Here is a 21,877-nt window from a genome sequence, read left to right on the forward strand (position 1 = left end):
CGTCGGGAGGTCGGGCGGCGGCCCTAGGCTGGCGTTAGGGCTTGGCCTTGTCGGCCAGAATAATGCGGTTGCCCTCGCGGGTGGCGTGCAGGTCGAAGGCTTCTTCCAGGGCCTGCAGCAGCACGTCCAGGTCGCCCACGGGCATGGTGCCGGTGACTTTGCGCTCGGTCAGGCCGGGCGTCTGCACTTCCACCGTGATGCCGTAGGTGTCCTGCAGGCGGGTGGCCAGCTCGCCGATGCTGGTTTCGTCGAGCACCAGGCGGGCGTCTTTCCAGGAGGCGTAGGGGGCGGTGTGCACGGCCTTGTGCACCACGGCCTCGGGCTGGGCGTCGCGGGTTTCCACCAGCTCGCCGGGCTTCAGAATGACGTCGGGGCGGGTGTGGTCTTCGAAGTCGATGCGCACCTTACCCGAGAGCAGCACCACGCGGGCCTGCTCGCGGCGGCGGTACACGGTGAACTTGGTACCGAGCACTTCCACGTTGAAGCCGGCCTGGGTGTGCACCACGAAGCGCTGGTCGTTGGGCTGGTGCTTCACCGAGAAGTAGGCCTCGCCTTCCAGCCACACCTCGCGCGGGCCTTCGCCAGTCCACTTCGGGGCGTAGTGCAGCTTGGAGTGGCCGTTCAGGGTCACCTCCGAGCCGTCGGGCAAGCGCACAGTGCGCGTCTGGCCGTAGTCGGTGGCCAGTTCCTGCGGGGTGGCGGCGCGCTGCGAGTACAGCAGCCAGCCGCCGGCGCCCACGGTGAGGGCCACGGCCGCAGCGGCGGCCCAGCGGCGCCACCACGGGCTGCTGATGGGCAGCTCCTCGCGGCGGAAGCCCAGCTGCTCGTGCAGGTTCACCAGCAGGTCTTCGTAGTCGGGCTCGTCGGCCAGGGGCTGGGCGGGCGCTTCGGCCAGCACGTCCCAGTGCTGGCGCATCCAGTGCTGGGCCAGCAGCTGGTTGGCGGGCTGGGCCAGCCATTCGCGCACGGCGTCGGACTCAGCCGCGGTGGCGGTGCCCTGCACGTAGCGGGTGAAGAGGTCTTGGGTAATGTCCAGGGGCATAGGGTCAGGTGTTGGGAAAGGGCGTTGCTACCGGGTGATTTGCCGCCGGGCACGCACGGCCGGCGGCGGGGTAGCGCCCCAAACGTTTGGGAATGGATTCCCCAATCGTTTGCAGTACTACACCGCTGGGGGGCATCCCCCCTACTCCACCCGGAAAAAATTTTTAAGTAGGTTCTGCCTCAGCCCGATAAAGTGTGGCCGGGCGGCCACGGTGCGCGCACGTTGATGCGGCGATTGAGGCCGAAAAGGCGCTTCTTGGAGGTTATCTGGATTGCTGAGTAGGCCGAGGATGATAGGTGAAAAGGGAAAAACAGCCCGTCATCCTGAGCAGAACGAAGGACCTTCCTCTAACCCCGCACGAACCGATAAGCGCAGCCACCAACGCCCCATCATCCGGACGTGGCGGCTGCGCTTTGGCGTTAACCAAAAAGCGTAGGCACTTCGTAGGCAGCGGCGGTGCAGGGTGCGAGGAAGGTCCTTCGGCTGCGCCTCAGGATGACGGGCTTTCATCAAATTCTATTCAGATTCAGCACGCGAGATGCCTCGGCTGTGCTCGGCATGACGTTCGGGGGGCGCCCCAGGCGCCACTCCCCTACCAACAACCACCCTACTTACAAGCCAGCCACCACGAGCACCAGCACCAGGCCGGCGGCGCCTTCGCCGTGGGCCTGGAAATACTCGCGCATGAATTTCAGCGCGTGCGACATCTGCGCTTCCACGGTTTTCACCGAGAGGTTGAGCTGGGCGGCTATTTCGGGGTATGAGAGGCCCTGCTGCCGGCTCAGCTCGAATATTTCGCGGCGCTTGGGCGGCAGCTGGGCCAGGGCGGTGCGGTAGAGCGTTTCCAGCTCGGCAAACTCGGCTTCGTTGCCCACCTGCGCGTGCTGCGGCGCGGCGGCCGTGGTGTAGGCCTGGAAACGCAGGTGGTGCTGGCGGCGGCGCAGCTGGTTGAGCACCGCGTGGTGGGCTACCGTGAAGAGGTAGCCCTTCAGCGGCACGTCGTCGTGAATCTGCTCGCGCTTCTCCCATATCTTGAGGAAGCACTCCTGCACGATTTCCTCCGCTTCGGGCCGGGCCTTGAGGTAGCTGTAGGCGAAGCGGTAGACCAGCGCGCTATAGTGCCGAAAAAGCGCGTCGAAGGCCCGCTCGTCGCCCAGCCGCAGCCGTCGAAGGCAGTCCAGTTCAGAAAAGTCACGCGCTATTTCCACTCGGGGAGAGGGTTCGAAAAGGGGCACTAAAATTAACAAAAAAATCACGCGGCCGGCGGCGCCAAATCCCATTTTGGGCCCACCCGATGCTCGGCGTGCCGATTATCGGGCGCGGGGCGTAACTTGGCCCGGTACTGCGCCGGTAAGCGCCGCCGCCTGCTACAAGGGTTGAATGTCCCTTGCTCGGAGGCCGGCTTCGCAACGGGCGCAGCTTGACTTAACGTACGACGACGATGCAGCGGGTGTCCCTGACGGAACTGGCCAAACAACTTAACCTGTCGCCCTCCACCGTGTCGCGGGCCCTGGCCGACCACAGCGAGGTGAGCGAGGCGACCAAAGCCCGGGTGCGCAAGCTGGCCCAGGAGCTCAACTACCAGCCCAACCAGCTGGCGGCGGCCCTGCGCCGCGGGCGCAGCAACACCTTGGGCGTGCTGGTGCCCCACATTACCGGGCATTTCTTCCCGCAGGTGGTCAATGGCATTGCCACCGAGGCCAGCAAGGCCGGCTTTACGGTGATGATCTGCCAGTCGAACGAGGACGCGGCCCAGGAGAAAAAGAACATCGAGCTGCTGCGCCACAACCAGGTGGAGGGCATTATGGTGTCCCTGGCCAACACCACCCAGGATATCAGCCACTTCGAGGAGCTGCGCCAGCAGGGCGTGCCGCTGGTGTTTTTCGACCGCGTGGTGGAGGACTTCCGCGGGGCCAACGTCTCGGCCGTGGTGCTCGACGACCACGCCGGCGCCTACCAGGTGGTGCAGCACCTCATCGAGCAGGGCTGCCGACGCATCGCGCACTTCTCGGGGCCGCTGCACATGAGCATCCACAAAAACCGCCACCAGGGCTACCGCGACGCCTTGCGTGACCACGGCCTGCCCCTCGACGAGCAGCTCATCGTGTTCTGCGAGCAGAGCCAGGCCGGCGGCACCGAGGCCATGCAGCGCCTGCTGCGGGAGCTGCCTACCCCGCCCGACGCCGTGTTTGCTTCCAACGACCTGGCCGCCGTGGGCGCCATGCGCGTCATCCAAGCCGCCGGGCTGCGCGTGCCGCAGGACGTGGCCGTAGCCGGCTTCAGCAACGAAACCTTCACCACCCTCACCGAGCCCAACCTGACCAGCGTCGACCAGGGCTGCGAGACGATGGGCATTTCGGCCGTGCGCCTGCTGCAGCAGATGCTGCAGCACACCGCCGAGCACCGCCAGCCCCAGCCCCGCAACGTGGTGCTCAAGCCCCAGCTGCTGGTGCGCGAGTCGTCCTTGCGCAAGCCCAGGAACTAGCTCCGCGCGGCCCGCGTCCGACACGCAAAAAGGCGGCTCCCCAATCGGGCAGCCGCCTTTTCTGTTGATGTGAGCCAGGGGCACCGTTACCGGTCCTGCTTGACCAGCCGCTTGTGAATGGCTTCGCCGTTCAGCTGGAAGGTGACGGTGTAGAGGCCGGCGGGCAGCGAAGCCACGCTCAGGCGGCCGTTGCGCACCGGGGCCGTCAGCACGGCGCGGCCGGCCAGGTCGTACACCGTCACGGGCACGCCTTCCAGGCGCAGCGGGGCCTGCAACAGCAGCGCGCCGGTGGTCGGGTTCGGGAACAGGCTCACCAGCGCCGCCTGGGTCGATTCGCGCACGGCCAGCGGGCTGCTGACGCGGGTGAGCGTGTTCAGGCTCTGGGCCAGGTTGGTCAGCGAGTCGGTGCTGACCACGCGGCGGCCGTCCAGGGGGGCGTACAGCTCCTGGCTGGACTTGAGCAGCGAGTCGGCGGCCAGGGCCCAGATTTCGTCCTGGTTCATGCCCGAGCGGTAGAAAAACCAGTCGCGCAGCTGCAGGCGGGCCGGGGCCTGGTTGCCGCCCAGGTCGAGGCGGGTGGGGCGCAGGCGCTCCGGCACGTTGCCCTCGCGCACGCTGTCGACGTAGAGCTGGGTGGCGCCGCGGGCGTAGTAGTGGGTCAGCACCAGCTTGTGCCAGCGGTTGTCGGTGACGGTGACGGTGCCGTTGATGGTGTTGCCCTTGGCCGACTGGTACACCACTTTGCCGTTGCTGGCAATGCGGATGGTGCCCGCGCTCAGGCCGGCGCTGTCCTGCACTTCTACCAGGCGCCCGGCCTGCGTGGCCCGGAAGCGGATGGCGGTGGTGAAGGGGTGCACCACTTCCTCGGGCGTGAGGCGGATGATATCGGCCGGGGCCGTGGCGGAGTTGCGCAGCACGATGCCGTTGCTCACGCGGCGGGTGGGCAGGGCCTTGTTGGCGTTCAGCGCGTCCATCAATGAGGGCACGATGGTGTACGACAGCTCGGCGTGGCCGCGGTCGTTGGGGTGCAGCGCGTCCCACCAGTAGCCCTCGGCCCAGCGGCCGTTGCCGTCGTCCACGCCGCCGAGCAGGTTCACGCTGGGCACGTTCCAGCCGTGGATCAGCGCGTTCATCTGCCGGGTGAAGGTGTACTGGGTGGCCGTGTAGTCGTTGCGGGTGTAGCCGTTGTTGATGATGGGCACCAAGCCATCCGCCCGCGCCAGGTTGATGAGCTGAATCATGTTGGTGCGGAACTGATTGAATGTGGCCTGTCCGCCCGTGATGATGCCCTCGTTGCCGAGCACCAGCCCGATCATCACGTACTTGCCGTTCTGCGGCAGCACGTCGCGGTCGAAGCGGCCGAGCACGTCCACGGTGTTGTTGCCGGGCACGCACACGTTGGCCGTCACCCAGGGCGCGCCCTGGCCGGCGGTGCTGCGCCGCGTCAGCAGCTCGGCGTAGAGGGTGGTGTAGCCGCGCTGGTTGGTAGCGCCCGTGCCGTAGGCCCCCGACGAGCCGATGTAGGTCAGCTTGTAGGGGTTCTGGGGGGTGTAGGGCGCCAGCTCCAGGTCGTCGAAGTACACGCTGCCGGCGGCCCCGGCGGCGTTGCGCCACACGGCGACGGCTTTCACGAAGGCCGTGTTGGCCGGAATCGTGCCGATGGCGTCGAGCCGGACCCAGGCGTTGGGGGCCGAGGTGGCCACCAGCGAATCGGAGCGGAAGCGCCCGAGCAAGGTCATGGCCTGGTCGTAGTAGAGCAGCTCCAGGTGGGCCGACTGGGCGCCGCGCAGGGCCTCGGTGCCGCTGGGGTTCAGGAAATAGCCGCCGAGGCGGTAGCTGGTCACGCCCGCGGCGGCGCGGTAGCTGATCTGCTGCTGCAGGCCCAGGCTGGCGCCGGTGAGCTTGGCCGCGTACGCGCCCAGGTGCTTGGTGGCGGTGTTCACGGTGGCGCCGGCCGCGTTGCCGGCGGTGGTCCACGAGGTCAGGTTGCCCAGCTCGAAGCCGGTGTTCTGGAAGGCGTAGTTCACCGTCGACGTGCGCCCGGGCACCTCGTCGATGCGCATCAGGTTCAGGTAGGCGTACATGCCGGTGGTCTTGCTGACTTCGAGCACGATGGCCCCGCTGGCGTCGGCCGTAAGCGTGTCGGAGTGGGCCAGCGTGTTGTTGTTGCCGGCGTAGCCGTTGGCGCCCACATTGGTGCCGGTGGTGGTCAGCGAGAGGGTGTTGACGGAGCTGCCGGTGAGCTTGTACTGCGTCACGCGGGTTTCGGCGGTGGCCACGCGGCTGCCGAAGAGGTGGAACACGTAGCGCTTCGAGCGGTTCAGCCCGCTGATGCGCATCGAGCCCACGCTGGTGGCGCCGGTGCCCTGCAGGAAGAAGTAGTCCTGGGTGGCGGTGGCAATGGCGTACTGGCCGAGCAGGGCCGGATCGGGCGCGAGCAGGCCGCCGGTGGTGATGCCGTTGGTGAGGAAGTTGGCCCCCACCTTGAGCTTGATGCCGGTGGCCGCGTTGGCTTTGTCGACCAGCCGGAACGTGTCGGCCACGCCGGTCTGGTTCAGGATGTTGTTCCAGTAGTTGCCGTTGACGTCGGGGCTGGGCGTGATGTTGCCGTTGGTCACGTCGTTGGGGCCGAAGTCGGCCAGCACCGAGCGCACGGCCTGCGCCCGCGCCGAGCCCCACGTCAGAGCCCCCAGGGCTAGCAGGAGAAGAGGTTTACGCATATTCAGTTGTCGATTTTGAGTTGTCAGGTGGATTAGTTGTCGGTTGTCAGTTGTCAGTTGCGAGTTGTCAGGAGGTTCTGATTCAGAACGACGCTGACAACTGGCAACTCGCAACTGACAACTCACTTACCGCTTCACCACTTTGGCGCGCTGCACGCGGCCTTCGGCGGTCAGCTGCACCACGTAGAGGCCGGCGGGCAGCTGGGCCAGCTGGCGTAGCGTGAGGCGGGTCGGGCCGGCGGACAGCGGCAGGTCCTGGGCGTACACCACGCGGCCGGTGGCATCGGTCAGCGTCAGCTGGGCCGGGGCCGGGCTGGCGGCGGTCAGCGTCAGGGTCAGCTCGTCGGCGAAGGGGTTGGGCGCGGCCGTCAGGGCCGGGGCCGCCACGGCGGCGCCGAAGCTCACCGTCTGCACCGACGAGTAAGCGAACTTGCCGTCGAGGTCGATTTGCTTGAGGCGGTAGTAGCGCAGGCCCTGCTTGCCCTCCTCGGTGTCGGTGAACTGGTAGAACTGCGGGGCGGTGCTGTTGGGCAGGGCGCTGCGCACGAAGCCCAGGGCGCGGTACGCGCGGCCGTCGGTGGCCACCTGCACTTCGTAGCCCGCGCTGTTGCGCTCGGTGGCGGTGTTCCAGTTCAGCAGCGCCTGCTGGCCCACGCGGAAAGCCGCGAAGCCGGTGAGCGTGACGGGCAGCGGAGCGGCTTGGTCGGAGCCGGTAAAGTCGCCGAAGGCCCCCAGGCCGGTTTGCGTGAGCGTGTTGGCCGTAGCGTCGAGCACCGACTGCGGGTAGAACTCGTAGAAGCCCCCCACCGGGACGCGGCGCGAGAGGCGCAGGCTGGCTTCGGGCGTTACCGTGCCCAGCAGGGCGTCGTCGTAGTACAGGGTCAGGTCGTAGGTGAAGCCCGCGCCGCCGGTGGGCTCCAGGCGCAGGTAGCTGTTCTGGTAGCGGGCATTCACCAGCGGGTTCAGCGGGTTGGCGCCCGAGTAGTAGCGGCCCGTCACGCTCGTCGGCACGGTGCCGGCGGTGCCGTAGGTCAGCACGGCCAGGGTGCGCCCCCCCAGGCTGAAGGTCTGGGTGCCGCCCGGCGCGGGCGCGGCCGACACCGTCAGGGCCGGGGGCGTCGAAGTCGGGGTGAATTCGTCGGAACCGATGTCAGTGCCGCCCGTCATCACGCTCACCGAGCGGCCGGCGGCGGCGCTGCCGTAGTCGGCGGTCTGGCCGGCTACCTGCACGCCGTTGCCGTTGGCGTACCAGGCTTCGGGGTTGGCGGGGTTGATATCGAGGTTGCCCGTCGTCACATCGGCAAACAGGCTGGCGGCCGGGGCCACGGTGCTCGTCACGCTCAGGGAGCTGGCATCCCCGCCCGAACCGGCGGGCTGCGCGGCCTTCCAGGCGGCAAAGCTCAGCGCGGTGCCGCCCCAGTCCCCCACTACGTTGGCGTCGGGGCTGATGAGCAGGTTGTAGTTGCTGGTCGCGGCCGTCCACGTCGCGGTGCTGGCCGTGCCGATGGCAAAGGCGCTGGCGCCGCTGGCGGCGGGGCGGCCGTTGTACAGCAGGTTGTTGCGCAGCGAGCCGGCGGGCGGCGTGGTGGTGGCGCTGCGGAAGAAGGCGTAGCTGGTGGCCGCGGCGGCCGGAGCGGCCGGCAGCAGCACCGAGTTGTAGGTGAAGTTGTTGGTGCCGTTCACGGAAGCGTCCTGGATGCCGTAGGTCTGCTGAGTAGCGGTACCGGCGGCCAGGCTCACCTGGTTGTTGGCGTAGCTGCCCGACGAAGCGCCCTGCACCGCGAGGCCGCGCACCTGGTCGGCGTTGGCTCCCGTGCCGGCCGAGCTGCCGTACACGTTCCACACCCGGTTGCGCTCCACCGTAGCCGCCGCCGTAGCCCCGACGAGCAGGCCGGTCGTCACGTACTGGTTGGCGCCGCTGAGGGCGGCCGTAGCGGTGGTGCCCACGTTGCTCACGCGGTTGCCTCGCACTTCCAGGCTGGCGAAGGCGCCACTGGTCGGACCCGCGAAGATACCGGCGGTGTTGGCGGCCCCGTTGGAGGCGTTCAGCACGCTCGTTACCTGGTTGTCGTTGACCACCGGCGTAGCGCCGTTGCCGCCCACGTAGATGCCGCGCAGGTTCACGGCCGCCGCGTTGGAAGCCAGCAACCCGCTCACCGTGTTATTGGTGATGGTGTGGGCCGAGTTGTCGACGTTGGAGTAGATGCCGTACGAGGCAATGCCGCTGCTGCTGCCCACGTAGCTCAGCCCGCCGATGGTATTGCCATTAATCACCGTGCTGCTGGCGCTGTACACCGAGATGCCGAAGAGGTTGCGGGTCGAGGTCAGCCCCACGGCCGGGCTGGTCGGGTTCGGGTCGCCGATGACGTTGCCGGTGGTAGTGCCGATGTTCACCGCGCCCGAGCCGGAATCGACGCGGATGCCGTGGGTTTCGGCCGAGGTGCTGGTGTTGCTGATGTTGCGCACCACGTTGCCCTGCACGCTGGCGGGCGTGGTGGTGCCCACCACCAGGTTCAGGCCGTAGAACGAGCCGTTCACGCTCAGCGGGCTGCCCGTCGCGCCGGCCGCCGAGCCGCCGATGGTGTTATTGGCAATGACCGCGCCGTTGCCGTTGCCGATCAGCGAGATGCCGTAGAACGTGCCCGTCACCGCGCCCGTGGCCTGGTACACCTGGTTGTTGCTCACCACGTGGTTGCTGCCGATGCCCAGGCGAATGTTGATCAGGTTGGTCACCGTGCGGGCGGCAGTCTGGTAAAACTGGTTGCCCAGCGCCGCCGTCGGGCCGCCCACCATCCAGGCGTCGCCGCTGCCGGTGGCGTTCAGGTATACCCCGCCGCCGGTGTAGTTGTAGAGGTTGGAGCTTTGCACCGCGTTGCCGCTGTTGGCCGTGGCCGTCGGCACGCCATTGGTGGCCGTGCCGGTGCCCTGCGAGTAGATGGCGTACACCGGCACCGTGTTCGGGGCCACGCTCAGCTCGCGCACGTCGCAGTTACTGATCAGGTTGTCGTCGTTGCCCGTGGTGCCGGTGGTGGTACCGAAAAACACCGTGCCGCTGCTGGCGCTGGTGTTAGCCGACTCCAGCGTGAGGTAGCGCAGCACGTTGCCCGTGGCGTCGTTGCGCAGGGTCACGGCCGGACCGTTGCCCGCGTTGCGCACGGTGATGGTGCGCGCCGAAGTGCTGCCGTCGTAGCCGTTGATGCTCAGGTTGTCGGTGCCGTCGAGCACCAGCAGGCCGGTGGTGTTGCTGCCCGCCAGCAGCGGCGCCACGCCCGTAGCCGGCACGATGCTGAGGCCCTGGCCGGGGCTGAGCGCGGCGGCCGGGAAGACGATGGGGAAGGTTTCCCGGTTGGCCGCCGGGGTCGAGGTGGCGTCGTCGTAGGGCTTGCTGGCGCCGGGGTTGGTCAGCTGAAAGGTCACGCTCTGGCCCGCGGCCACGCCGCGCGTGGTCAGGTCGGCCACGGCGGCCGTCAGCGAGGCGTAGGTTTCCGAGCCGAGCTGGTAGCCCACGGTGTAGGTGCCGCTCATCGGCCCCAGAATCGGGCGGCTGCCGGCCGGGCTGCCGGTGGCGCTGCTGATGCTGCTCACCGCGCCCGTCCCGATTTTCACGCCGGTCAGGGCCGCGTCCACCACGTTGCCGGTCGTCGCGCCGGCCACGATGTCGTAGGTCAGGAAGAAGTAGTTCACACCTTCGCTCAGCGCCTGGCTGCCCGTGAGGCTGAAGCCCGTCGGGCCGAAGGCCGGGGCCGCGCTGCTGGTGCCAAACTGGGTGGCGGTGCTAAACGTGGGGCTGCTGCCGGTGAAGTACACGCGGGCGTTGCTGATGTTGGCCAGCGCGGTGGTGCCGTCGGCGGTGAAGTTCAGCTGCGTGACCGAAATCGGGTTGGCCGCGCCGGTGGTGGTCAGCGCCACCCGGAGGATGGCCTGATTGGTGCTGCCGGCCGTTACCGGGCCGGTCACCTGCGCCACGGCGGTGCCGGTGGCCGGGTCGTAGCTCATGCCCGCGGGCGCGGCGGCGTTGTACTCGTCCGAGCCCAGGTCGGGCGCGGTGCCGGTGCCGCTGTAGCCGGCGGCGCCCTGGCGGGTGTCGCCGTCGTAGTCGGTGGTCACCCCGCTCAGCGCCACCCCACCCGATTCGATAACGGACGGCGTGCTGTAGTAAGCGGGGTTGATGCTCAGGTTGCCGCTGGCCGGGGCCGCGAAGATGGTGGCGGCCGGCAGGGCCGAGTTCAGGCGGTAGTAGCTGTTGGCGTCGCCGGCGGAGGAGGTTTTCCAGCCCGCGAAGTCCAGCGCCGCGCCGGCCCAGTCGCCCATTACGGCAGCCGTGGGCGTCACGAAGAGGTTGTAGTTGCTGCTGGCGGCCGTCCAGCCCGTCGTGCTGGCCGTGCCGATGGCAAAGGCGTTGGCCCCGCTGGCGGCCAGCCGGTCATTGTAGAGGATGTTGTTGCGCAGCTCCACCGTGGCGGGCGTGGCCGTGGCGCTGCGGAAGAAACCGTAGCTGGTAGCTGCCGCGGCGCTGGCCGGGGCCAGGTACACCGTGTTATAGTAGTAGTTGTTGGTGCCCCCGCCCGAAGCGTCCACGATGCCGTAGCTCAGCTGGCTGGTCGTGCCGGATGTTAGGCTGATCTGGTTGTTGGCGAAGGTGCCCGCGGCCGTCGTGCCCGTATTCGGGCTGATAACGGCCAGGCCGCGCACCTGGTCGGCGTTGGCGCCGGTGCCGGCCGAGCCGCCATACACGTTCCACACCCGGTTGCGCTCAATCAGCGAGCCGCTGCCGAGCGAGCCGAGCTGCAGGCCCGTCACCACGTTGGTGCTGGCCGTGGCGGTGGTATTCACGGTGCCCACGTTGCTGATGCGGTTGCCGCGCACGATGGCCGCGCCCATCGCGCCCGAAGTCGGCCCCACGTACACGCCGATGCTCTGCACGTCGGTGCCGGTGGTGCTGTTGAGCACGCCCGTCACCTGGTTGCTGGTCACGGTGGGCGTGGCGCCGGTGCCGCCGATGTAGAGGCCGCGCAGGTTGGCCTTGCTAGTGCCGGTGGCCTGCACTGTGCTGATGATGTTGCCCGAAATCGTGTTCGAGCCGCCGGCCCAGATGCCGTACACCGTGTTGCCCGTCGTGCTGCCCGAGTAGGTCACGTTGGTCACCGTGTTGCCGCTCACGTTGGAGCCGGCCACGAAGTTGTTCTGAATGCCGTAGAGGTTGCTCGTAAGCCCGCTCTGGCTGATGTCGCTGAGGGTGTTGTTGCTGATGCTCACCGCCCCGGTGCCCGTCGACTGAATGCCCGCCAGCTGCGCGGCCGTCGTCAGGTTGCTCGACAGCCCGCTGATGGTGTTGCCGCTGACGGTGGCCGCGCCGCTGCCGCTCAGGTACACCGCCGTCAGCAGCCCCGCCGTGGTGGAAAGGCCCCCGAAGATGTTGTTCTGAATGGTGGCGGTAGCGGCGTTTTCCAGCTGAATGCCGTAGAGCGGCCCGGCCGCCGCCAGCCCCTGCCCGCTGCCCGTACCGCCGATGACGTTGGCCGTGACCGTGCCGATGTTGGCCGCCCCGTTCTGCAGATCAATGCCGTACAGGACGCTGGTCGAGGCCGAGCTGATGTTGCGAATCGTGTTGCCCTGAATGCTGCAGGGCGTGGTGGTGCCCACCGAGAGGAAAATCGGGTACACGATGGCCGTGCCCGTAAACGCCATGGCCGCGCCCGTCGCGCCGGGGGCCGAGCCGCCGATGGTGTTGCCGCTGATTTCCACCCCGTTGGCGCCGTTGGCCACGGCAATGCCGTAAAACAGGCTGGCCGTGGTGCCCGCCGCCTGGTACAGGTTGTTGTTGCGGATGGCGTGGCCGCTGCCGTAGGTCACCCGGATGCCGCGGATGCCGCCCGCGGTCCGCGTGGCCGTCTGGTAGATATTATTGCCGCTGATGGTCCAGTTGCCGCCGTTGCCGGTGTCGTTCAAGAACACCCCGCCGGCGGTGAAGTTGTAGATGTTGCAGTCCTGAACGGTGTTGTCGCTGTTGGACGTGCTGGCCGGCACGCCGCTGACCGCCGCGCCGGTGCCCAGCGAGAAAATGGCGTTGGCCGGCACCGTGTTGGGGCTGATGCTCAGCTCGCGCACGTCGCAGTTGGCCACCGTGTTGAAGTCGTTGCCGGTGCCGCCGGTGGCGCTGGTGCTGAACAGCACCGTGCCGCTGCTGGCGCCGGTGTTGGCCGATTCCAGCGTGAGGTAGCGCAGGGCATTGCCCGTGGCGTCGTTGCGCAGCAGCACGGCCGCACCCGCCGCCGCGTTGCGGATGGTAATGGTGCGCGCCGCCGTGCTGCCGTCGTAGCCGTTGATGCTCAGATTATCGGTGCCGTCGAGCAGCAGCAGGCCGGCGGCCACGCTGCCCGAAATAACCGGACTCACGCCCGCCGCCGGCACGATGCTGATGCCCTGGCCCGCGCTCAGCGCCGGGGCCGGCACCGTCAGGGTGGCCGTCAGGGGGTAGCTCGCGTCGAGCAGGGTGAAGGTGACGCTGCTGCCGGCCGTCACGCCGCCGCCTAGGGCCGTCATGGCGGCGGGCAGGTCGGCGAAGGTGCGGCTGGGGTTGGGCGAGGCGCTGGTACCGACGTAGTAGGTGCCGCTGAGCGGCGGCGTGGTCTGCGCCTGAGCGGCCGGGCCGCCGAGCAGCAGCCCCAGCATCATCAGGCAGCTGCTCACGCGGGTAAGCCGGGCAACTCGGGAGTAAGGGTGGGACATTGGGTATGGGTTAGGAAAGGGCGTAGGAAAGAGTCGCTGACAACGCCCAAGCGCCGTCGATGGCCCCAAACGTTTGGGACCATCGGCCGCAAACGTTTGGGGTACTACACCCATCGGCGTCATCACCCCTACTCGCCAACGTAACTTTCTGCTGTTGCCCCGAAGCGCGCCGGCTGCCGCCCCCGTAGCCTGCCCGTCACGGCTGCGTGGATCAGCGCGCCCGATTCGCCAGCTAACTATCTTCTATCCAGCGCTAAAGGCAAGCACATCAACCATCTCAGCAGCCCCTGGAATCATCTTCTCGCACAATGCCGACCTGACGACTCACGGCGCAGTCCTGACCTGGCCGTTTTCTGCCCTCCTTCCAAAAAACCACCAAATCAAGTGCTGGCGGGGCGCATTCACCGTGATTTTGCCACCGGGGTACAAACGCGTGTTGGTTGCGCCGTCCTAAGGTTCGCGTCGCGTGGTTGAATGGCACGGCATACCAAGCCCCGGTACCAAGAGCGTGTGTGGATTTTGCCAAAAGTGCTTCTAGAACATCATGTTGAGCTTGTCGAAGCATCTCTACCGCTTCGTTGAAGATTCCTTGACGACGCGGTAGAGATGCTTCGATCAAGCTCAGCATGACTTGAAACGAACATCCTCAACACGCTCCAACTCCTCTACTGAAACCCCTTCAGCATTTTATAAAAAGCATCGGCGTACGTATCACTGATGGGAATGATTTGATCGGCAATCTGGATACGGTTTTTCTCGATGTGGTCGATTTTGTCAATAGCCACCAGAAAGGACCGGTGCACGCGGGCAAAATTCTGGGCGGGCAGCAGCTCTTCTAGTTTGGCAAAATTCAGCAGCGTCATTATTTTTTCATCCGTGGTGTGAATGCGCAAATAATCTTTCATTCCCTCCACGAATAGAATATCGCGAATGGCTACTTTCTGAATACGGTGACCCACTTTTATAAAGATATATTCCTGCTCATTTTTCAGTACTGCTTTTTCCTCTTTTTTTTCCTGAATATGCCGGGGGCTTTGCTCTTGGTATAGCCGCAGCACTGCTTTGTAAAACCGCTCGAACGTAAAGGGTTTTAACAAATAGTCCTTTACCTCTAATTCGTACGCTTTCAGCGCGTACTGATCGTAGGCGGTGGTGAGAATAATCATAGGTTTGGGGTTCAGCATCGGAATGAAGCTGAGCCCGTCCAGGTCCGGCATATTGATGTCCAGAAACAGCAGGTCGGGCTTGTCGGCGGCGGCTTCCAGGGGGCTCATGTAAGTGCCTTTCAGCTCCAGGAACGGGACTTTGCTGACGTATTCCTCTAGGATTTCCTGGGCCAGGTACTCGTCCTCAATGATGCAGCAGGTGAGCTTTTCTTGCATGGGCCGGTACGTCGTGGAGGCCGTGGATAGTGAGCGTGACCGTAAAGGTGGCGCCGGTGTTCTGAATGGTCAAGGTATGCTGCTCGGGATACAGCAAGGCCAGCCGTTTCCGGACGTTGGGCAGCCCGATGCCGCCGGGTCCTTCCAGCGGATTCGCCGGTTTGGGGGCTATCGGGTTTTGCACGCTGAAGGTGAGGGTATCGGCTTGTAGCGCCACCCGCACCTTCACGTCGCCGGGCTGCAGGCGGGCGGGACTGTGCTTGTAGGCGTTTTCCAGCAGGTGAATGAACAGCAAGGGGGCAATGGGGCAGGCCTCGGTTTCGCCCGTTATCTGCAGGTCGACCACCGGGTTGTTCTTGTAGCGGAGCTGCTGCAAGTTCGCGTAGTCGCGCAGGTAGTCCATCTCCCGGGCCAGCGGCACCGTGGCCGCATTGGACTCGTACAGCATGTAGCGCATCAGCGAGGCCAGCTGCATGACGGCTTCCGGCGCGGCGGGCGCTTGTTTATAGACCAGGGTGTGAATGTTGTTGAGCGTATTGAAGAGAAAATGCGGGTTGATCTGGAATTTTAGATAATGCAATTCGGCTTCCGCCGCTTGCTTTTCCAGCTGCTCTTTCCGGATGGTATTGAGCACCAGATTTTCAGTAACCCGGGCCAGCCAACTCAGGCAAAGAAAGATGGGAATTATCGTAACCAGGCACATCGAATAAAACCCAACATCGAACGGCTTCTGGTGGAAAATCAAAAAGGGCAACGGGCCGCTTAACGCAATTGCCCCCAGCCGTAGCCAGTACCCTCTTTCTTTTCTCTTACCGGAATATTGGGTCAGTAGGTAGAAATGGAGGTAGAAAACATACAGACAGGTGGCTATGAATCCGGCCGCGGTGCTCCGCCAGTAGGCATCGGTTTCACTCTTGAGCTGTAAGACGACCAGAAAGATGAACAAAACCCAGACTCCCAGGTGAATCAGCCGGAAGATGTGTTTGACGCGCTCCATAGCACAAAGGTGGTTGTTGCGGCCCCACCCAGCCTATTGCTCTCGACCAGTTGCGCATCTTAATCTACGAGCGACGAAAACGAGTTTGCCAGCGGGTTGGCGGCAGCAAACGCCCACTTGGTCGATTACTTCCCCGCCCCAGCATATCGGGTTTCGCTTTCCGCGCCGGTAAGGAGTGCTTCGGACTGCAATAGCGCAACCGCAGCCCATCCGATACCATGAAAAAGCCCCCGAGCGGCCTGATTATCCGCAACGTTTCCAAACGCTACGCCAATGGCGTGCAGGCCCTGCACGACGTGTCGCTCAATATTCCGCCGGGCATGTATGGGCTGCTGGGGCCCAACGGCGCCGGCAAATCGACCCTGATGCGCACCCTGGCCACGCTGCAGGAGCCCGATTCGGGGCAACTACTGTTGGGCGACATCGACGTGGTGCACCAGAAGGACGCCTTGCGCCAGACGCTGGGCTACTTGCCCCAGGAGTTTGGCGTGTACCCCAAAGCCAGCGCCGAGGAGCTGCTCGACTACTTTGCCGTGCTCAAGGGCATCACCAACCGCACGGCGCGCCGGGAAACCACCGAGGCCCTGCTGCGGCAAACCAACCTGTGGGATAAGCGCAAGCAGAAGCTGGGTGGCTACTCCGGGGGCATGAAGCAGCGCTTCGGCGTGGCGGTGGCCCTGCTGGGCAACCCCCAATTGCTGATTGTGGACGAGCCCACGGCGGGCCTGGACCCGGCCGAGCGGGTACGCTTCCTCAACCTGCTCAGTGAGTTGGGCGAAAACAGCGTGGTAATTCTCTCCACGCACATTGTGGCCGACGTGGCCGAGCTGTGCACCAACATGGCCATCATCAACCAGGGCCGGATTCTGCTGGAAGCCGAGCCGCTGGAAGCGGTGGCGGCGCTGCAAGGCCGCATCTGGCGCCGGCTCATCGACAAGCAGGCCCTGCCCGCGCTACAGCAGGAGCACCAGATCATTTCGGCCAAGCTGCTCAGCGGCCGCACCCTGGTGCACGTGTACAGCCCCGACCAGCCCGGCCCCGGGTTTGAGGCGGCGGAGCCGGATCTGGAGGATGTCTACTTCAGTGCGCTGGCGGGCTGCTTCGGTCCGGCCATTGAGCAGCAGCAAACGGAGGCGGCAGGACTATGAAGTTCCAACGGATTTTTGCGCTGGAATTCCGCTACCAGCTGCGCCGGGCCACCACTTGGCTGTACTTCGGGGTCGTACTGCTTATCACGTTTCTGGTGGTCATTGCCAACTACGCCGCCGATGCGCGGGACGGGTACATCGTCCTGAACGCGCCCATCGTCATGGCCGCCGTCACGGTTATCAGCTGCGTGTTTTGGCTGGTAATAGGAGCCTCCGTGGCGGGCGAGGCGGCGGCCCGCGACGTGCAGACCCGTATGCACTTGCTCACCTACGCGGCCCCGGCCAGCAAAGCCGCCTACCTGGGCGGGCGGTACCTGGCCGCCTTTGCCCTGAGTGCGCTCCAGTTGCTGGCCATTCCGGTGGGAATGCTGCTGGCCATGCACTTTGCCGGGGTAGAAGCCGCGATTCTGGGTCCGTTTCGGGTGGCTCCTTACCTGACGACCTTTGGCTTTATCGCGCTGCCCAACGCCTTTTTCGCCACCACCATGCAATTTTCGGCGGCGGTGCTCAGCCGCCGGCCCTTGGCCAGTTATCTGGTCGGCGCGGCCTTGTTCGCGGCAGCCTACACAATCTGGCCCCTGCTGGAAAAAGGCGGCGAATGGGGCAATCTGGCTGACCCGATGAGTTTTGGCCCGGTGCTGAGTCATCTGTCTAACGACTGGACCTCACTGGAGAAAAACACGCGTTTCCTGCTGCTCGAAGGCTCCTTCCTCGCCAACCGCCTGCTGTGGCTCGGCATTTCGCTGGGCCTGCTCACGTTCACGTATTTCCGGTTTCAGCTGGTGCTGCCCGATGTAAGCCCCAAACCACCTGCGAGTAGCCGGCCACTGCCGGCGGCGCCGTCCTGGCCGAAGCTGCGCTGGGGAAACGGGGAAGCGCTGCCGCCGGCCCGGGGCACGCACGGCGGGGCCACGCAGCTGCGCCAGTTGCGCCGCATTACCTGGCACGCCTTTCGGCCGCTGGCCACCAGCAAGGCCGGGCTGCCCCTGCTGGCCGCCTTAGCTCTGCTGGTGGGTGCCGTCGTCCCCAACAACCTGCAGGGCCGCGGCACGCCTCTGCTTCCCCGCACCGACTTCGTGCTGGAATACCTGACCGCGCCCCTCACGCAGCCGGAGCGTTTCTGGCCCGTTATTGCGTTGCTCACCATTTTCTACGCCGGCGAGCTGGTGTGGCGGGAGCGGGAAGCCGGCCTGAGCGACCTAACCAACGCGGCCCCGGTACCGGACTGGGTGCAGCTGCTGAGCCGGTTTCTGGCCCTTGGCCTGGTCTTGGTGCTCTGGCTGGGCCTGCTGCTGCTGGCCGCAGTAGCCGCGCAGGTGGCAATCGGAGGCGCGGCGCCCGAAATCGGGCTGTACCTGCACACGCTCTTCGGGCTGCAGCTGGTTGACTGCCTGCTCTTCGCCCTGCTGGCCCTCACGGTGCACGTGCTGGTGAACCAGAAGTTTGTGGGGCACCTGGTGGCGCTGCTGGCCTACGGAGCCATGGCCTTCGCGCCTACCCTGGGCCTCGAGCACAAGCTGCTCATCTTCGGCGCCAGCCCGCCCTGGACGTATACCGCCATGGCCGGTTTCGGGCCCACGCTGGCGCCCTGGCTGTGGTTTAAAGCCTACTGGGCGGCCTGGGCGCTGCTGCTGGCGGTGGTAGCGGTGCTGTTCGGGGTGCGGGGCCGGGAAGGCAGCGTTGCGGCCCGAATTCAGCTGGCCCGTCGGCGCTTCACGGGTGCGGCGGCCGGGCTGGCCGCGGTGGCCGTAGTCGGCCTCGTGAGGGCCGGCGGGTTTGTATTCTACAACACCAACGTGCTGCACGACTATACCAGCTCGGTCGCTGCCACGGCCCAGCGGGCGGCTTATGAGCAACGCTACCGCCGCTACCACGCCACGCCCCAGCCCCTGCTCACCGGCGTAAATCTGCGGGTGGAGCTGTACCCCCGGCAGCGGACGGTGGACATCCGGGGCACCTACCTGCTGGTGAATAACAGCCAAGTTCCCATCGACTCGGTGCACCTGGGCACCGGCGCCGGCGTGCAGACCACGGAAGTCCACTTCAGCCAGCCCGCCAAGGAGGTGCGGCTGGACGCGGAGCTTGACCACCGCATCTACGCCCTGACCCGGCCGGTGCGGCCCGGTGATTCGCTGCGCCTGCGCTTCCAGGTGACGTACCAGGCGCGGGGCTTTGCCAATGATGGCGCCGACGCGCAGGTGCTGGCCAACGGCAGCAGCTTCCGGAATCTGGAGTGGCTGCCGGTCATCGGCTACCAGCCCTACCGGGAGCTGGACGAGGCCGGCGCCCGCAAAGCCTACGGTCTGCCGCCCCGGCCCGCCACTTACTCGCTCCGCGACGTGGCAGCCCGCCGCTACGCCCCCTTTGCCGAGCAGGTCCGCTTCGAGGCCGTCGTGGGCACGGATGCGGGCCAGACGGCGGTGGCGCCGGGCACCTTGCGCCGCACCTGGACCCACGCCGGCCGCCGCTACTTCCACTACGCCACCGACGCGCCCATTCGGAACGAGTACGCCTTCTTCTCGGCCAATTACGCCGTGCAGCAAGGCCAATGGCGCAGCTCATCGGCCGGTCCGGCGCAGGCGGTGGCCATCCAGGTGTACTATCCGCCGGGGCTCACGCAGAACCCGGCGCGCATGGTCCGCAGCGCCCGGGCGTCGCTGGACTACTACACCCGGCAGTTCGGGCCCTACCCGCACCGGCAGCTGCGCTTCGTGGCCCGTCCCAGCTCCGGCTTCGGCCACCACGCCGCCCCCATCGACATTACGGCCGACGAAGGCTTTTTCCTGCTGAACCCCGAAGCTGACAAGCGCGGCTTCGACCTGGTGACGGCCGTGGTGGCGCACGAGGTGGCGCACCAGTGGTGGGGCAACCAGCTCAAGCAAGCCTACGTGGAGGGTGCCGGCCTGATTACCGAAAGCCTGGCCTGGTACTCGGCCATGGGCGTACTGGAGGACAAGTATGGCCCGGCGCACCTGCAGCGGCTGCTGCGTTTTCTGCGGGAAGAAAATGAGACCCCGCGCACCCGCGCCGCCCTGCCGCTGCTCCAGGCCGATGACTGGTACCAGAACTACCGCAAAGGCCCCCTGGCGCTGTACGCGCTGAGCCAGTACATCGGCCGCGACCGGGTAAACGGCGCGCTCCGGCAGCTGCTTGTGCACCACCGCCCCGGCACGCTCCCCTGCCCCACTTCGCTGGATTTGTACCAAGAGCTGCAGACAGTCACCCCGGACTCGCTCCAGCCGCTGCTGCACGACCTGTTTCGGGCCAACACCTTCTGGGAATTGCAGACGAAATCGGCCGCCGCTCGGCAGCTGAAGGGCGGCAAGTGGCAGGTAACACTCACTCTGCAAGCGCATAAGGTGGCCGTGGACAGCGCCGGCACCGAGACGAAACTGCCGCTGCGGGACTGGGTGGAAATTGGCGTCTTTGCTCCCGCCGAAGCGGGCCATGAGGTCGGCCAGCCGCTTTATCTACAGAAGCACCTGCTCAAATCCGGCCCGCAGACGATTGTCCTCACGCTACCTGACCGACCCGCTACCGTGGGGGTTGACCCGCGCAATTTATTGATCGACTGGAACCAGACCGACAACGCCAAAGCGCTAAATTTCAACAACTAGCGCGTTGCAAGGCTTCCACTCTTCAGGGCTTCACCCGCCAGTTGAAGAAGATGGCTTTACCGAAAGCAGCACCTGAAACCCGGTCCCAGCAGGCGCTGCCGTGCTGGGGCCGGTTTCGGTAATCCCAAGTAGCAAATCAGGGAGCTGTTGCGGCTATGAGATGCCCTGCTAATCCTAATGATTAGCGCTGCCAAATCAAGCCGCCCACGAACTACCGAGTACCGTTCAGCAGGCCGGCTTGTGCTGGCCAAGCAACGTTCGGCCCGTTGGCCCGAAGCCAAGAGCTGCGAAAAGCGGGGCGAAAAAAATTAACCTTGCCGATGAATTACCGGGCCCAACAATGCCGTAGTTTTGCACCGTGCTTCAACCAAAGAACCCGTTGATGAAGCGCGGGGCCGTGCTCGGCAAGGAACCGCGAGGGGACCAAAAGGTCCTCGCCCCCGTCGGTTTTTTCGATGTTGCCGCTGGCATTTCCGTTGTTTTTTCTGGGTGTTGCCCCGCTACCGTTTCGGATTTCGAAACGGTTTTTTTATGCCCATTGGGTTCGTCGGCGGCTGCCCCGCAGCCAGTTCACCGGTCAAGTGCGCCCCGCAAACCTCCCCTGGCCGCCAACGCCCGCGCCCCCAAACGCGGCAGCCGCCCCCAGCGCCGCGGCCCGCACCGGCCGCCCGCGGCTCCGGCGTGGGCCGCAGTAAATCAGCCTTCACACCATCCGTTTTAGCCAGACGACCTCACTTTTCCTCCACTCCGCTATGGCCCGTAAAGACCTGCTCGACATTGCATCTCTTCACCGCGAGGAAATCGAGTTCCTGCTCGACCAGTCCACGTCCTTTAAGGAACAGTTCACCAGCTCGGTGAAGAAAGTCCCCTCCCTCGAGGGCAAGTCCGTGCTCATGCTCTTTTACGAGCCCAGCACCCGCACGCACACCTCCTTCGAAGTCGCGGCCAAGCGCCTTTCCGCCGAGGTGACGAATTTCGACATTGCCCAGTCTTCCATCACCAAGGGCGAATCGGTGCGCGAGACGGTGGAGACGCTCCAGGCCATGCGCACCGACTACATCGTTGTCCGCCACGGCCGGTCCGGGCTGCCCGGCATGATTGCGCGCCTGACCAAGGCGTCGGTTATCAACGCCGGCGACGGGGCGCACGCGCACCCCACCCAGGCCCTGCTGGACGCCTTCACCATCCGGGAGAAATTCCCCAATCCTGTGGGCAAAAAAGTCCTCATCATCGGGGACATACTCCACTCCCGCGTGGCGCGCTCCACCAGCACCCTGCTGAAAAAGCTGGGCCTCGATGTCGCCTACCTCGGCCCGGGCTCGTTGGTGCCTAAGTACGGCCCGGAAAACATCCGCCGCTTCACCAACTACGAGGAGGCCATGGCCTGGGCGCCCGATGTGGTGTACCTGCTCCGCGTGCAGATGGAGCGCCAGGACGTGCAGTTCTTCCCCAGCCTGCGCGAATACCACCGCATCTACGGCATCACCAACGACCGGCTGGCGGAAATTCGTCAGCGCGGCCTCTACATCATGCACCCCGGCCCCGTGAACCGCGGAGTCGAGCTGTGCGACGCCGTCATGGACTATGAGCGCAGCCTGATCAACAACCAGGTCGAAAACGGCATTGCCATCCGGATGGCCGTGCTGGACTGGCTCACGCCGGGTGGGGAAGCACCGAAGTCGGAGCCGACGTTCGAGCGGTCTTTCGCGCAGCTCCCGCACCTGACGGCCTAGCCTCGGTCCTGGTCGCCGCAGGGT

10 protein-coding genes are annotated in these 21,877 nt (G+C 65.7%); 4 read left to right on the top strand and 6 right to left on the bottom strand.

The features are described from left to right. Nucleotides 1–34: 34 nt before the first annotated feature. Nucleotides 35–1,042, bottom strand: coding sequence for a FecR family protein (locus tag FDY95_RS04020; RefSeq protein ID WP_138075410.1), 1,008 nt, complete (start codon nucleotides 1,040–1,042; stop codon nucleotides 35–37). 611 nt (nucleotides 1,043–1,653) lie between these two features. After that, on the bottom strand, nucleotides 1,654–2,250 hold the full coding sequence (locus FDY95_RS04025; RefSeq protein ID WP_171025519.1) for an RNA polymerase sigma-70 factor: 597 nt from the start codon (nucleotides 2,248–2,250) through the stop codon (nucleotides 1,654–1,656). A 233-nt stretch (nucleotides 2,251–2,483) separates the two neighbouring features. Between FDY95_RS04025 and FDY95_RS04030 the strand changes: the two genes are divergently transcribed. After that, nucleotides 2,484–3,527: a LacI family DNA-binding transcriptional regulator gene (locus tag FDY95_RS04030; RefSeq protein ID WP_138075412.1), complete on the top strand. Its 1,044-nt coding sequence runs from the start codon at nucleotides 2,484–2,486 to the stop codon at nucleotides 3,525–3,527. Between the two features lie 86 nt (nucleotides 3,528–3,613). Here the strand turns inward: FDY95_RS04030 and FDY95_RS04035 are convergent, their stop codons facing one another. The 4 genes from FDY95_RS04035 to FDY95_RS04050 all read right to left on the bottom strand — a co-directional run bounded on the left by FDY95_RS04035 (nucleotide 3,614) and on the right by FDY95_RS04050 (nucleotide 15,355). After that, on the bottom strand, nucleotides 3,614–6,247 hold the full coding sequence (locus FDY95_RS04035; protein WP_138075413.1) for an SGNH/GDSL hydrolase family protein: 2,634 nt from the start codon (nucleotides 6,245–6,247) through the stop codon (nucleotides 3,614–3,616). Nucleotides 6,248–6,373: 126 nt separating this feature from the next. Continuing rightward, on the bottom strand, nucleotides 6,374–12,976 hold the full coding sequence (locus tag FDY95_RS04040) for a BNR-repeat neuraminidase N-terminal domain-containing protein (RefSeq protein WP_138075414.1): 6,603 nt from the start codon (nucleotides 12,974–12,976) through the stop codon (nucleotides 6,374–6,376). Nucleotides 12,977–13,641: 665 nt separating this feature from the next. Beyond that, nucleotides 13,642–14,358 carry a LytR/AlgR family response regulator transcription factor gene (locus tag FDY95_RS04045; RefSeq protein ID WP_138075415.1) on the bottom strand — a complete coding sequence of 239 codons (717 nt, stop codon included), beginning with the start codon at nucleotides 14,356–14,358 and terminating at the stop codon, nucleotides 13,642–13,644. After that, on the bottom strand, nucleotides 14,327–15,355 hold the full coding sequence (locus FDY95_RS04050; protein ID WP_138075416.1) for a sensor histidine kinase: 1,029 nt from the start codon (nucleotides 15,353–15,355) through the stop codon (nucleotides 14,327–14,329). Before FDY95_RS04050 ends, FDY95_RS04045 begins: the two co-directional genes overlap by 32 nt. Nucleotides 15,356–15,573: 218 nt before the next feature. Between FDY95_RS04050 and FDY95_RS04055 the strand changes: the two genes are divergently transcribed. The 3 genes from FDY95_RS04055 to FDY95_RS04065 all read left to right on the top strand — a co-directional run bounded on the left by FDY95_RS04055 (nucleotide 15,574) and on the right by FDY95_RS04065 (nucleotide 21,853). Continuing rightward, nucleotides 15,574–16,503, top strand: a complete 930-nt coding sequence (locus FDY95_RS04055; protein ID WP_138075417.1) for an ABC transporter ATP-binding protein — start codon at nucleotides 15,574–15,576, stop codon at nucleotides 16,501–16,503. Then, the gene (locus FDY95_RS04060) at nucleotides 16,500–20,120 is read left to right on the top strand and encodes an ABC transporter permease/M1 family aminopeptidase (RefSeq protein WP_138075418.1); all 3,621 of its coding nucleotides are present in this window, start codon (nucleotides 16,500–16,502) and stop codon (nucleotides 20,118–20,120) included. The genes FDY95_RS04055 and FDY95_RS04060 overlap by 4 nt, the downstream gene beginning before the upstream one ends. A gap of 752 nt (nucleotides 20,121–20,872) precedes the next feature. Next, entirely contained in the window at nucleotides 20,873–21,853 is a 981-nt protein-coding gene (locus FDY95_RS04065; protein ID WP_111476036.1) for an aspartate carbamoyltransferase catalytic subunit, read from the top strand. Nucleotides 21,854–21,877 lie beyond the last annotated feature (24 nt).

The sequence above is a fragment of the Hymenobacter jeollabukensis genome, assembly GCF_005771675.1.
GTDB lineage: Bacteria > Bacteroidota > Bacteroidia > Cytophagales > Hymenobacteraceae > Solirubrum > Solirubrum jeollabukense.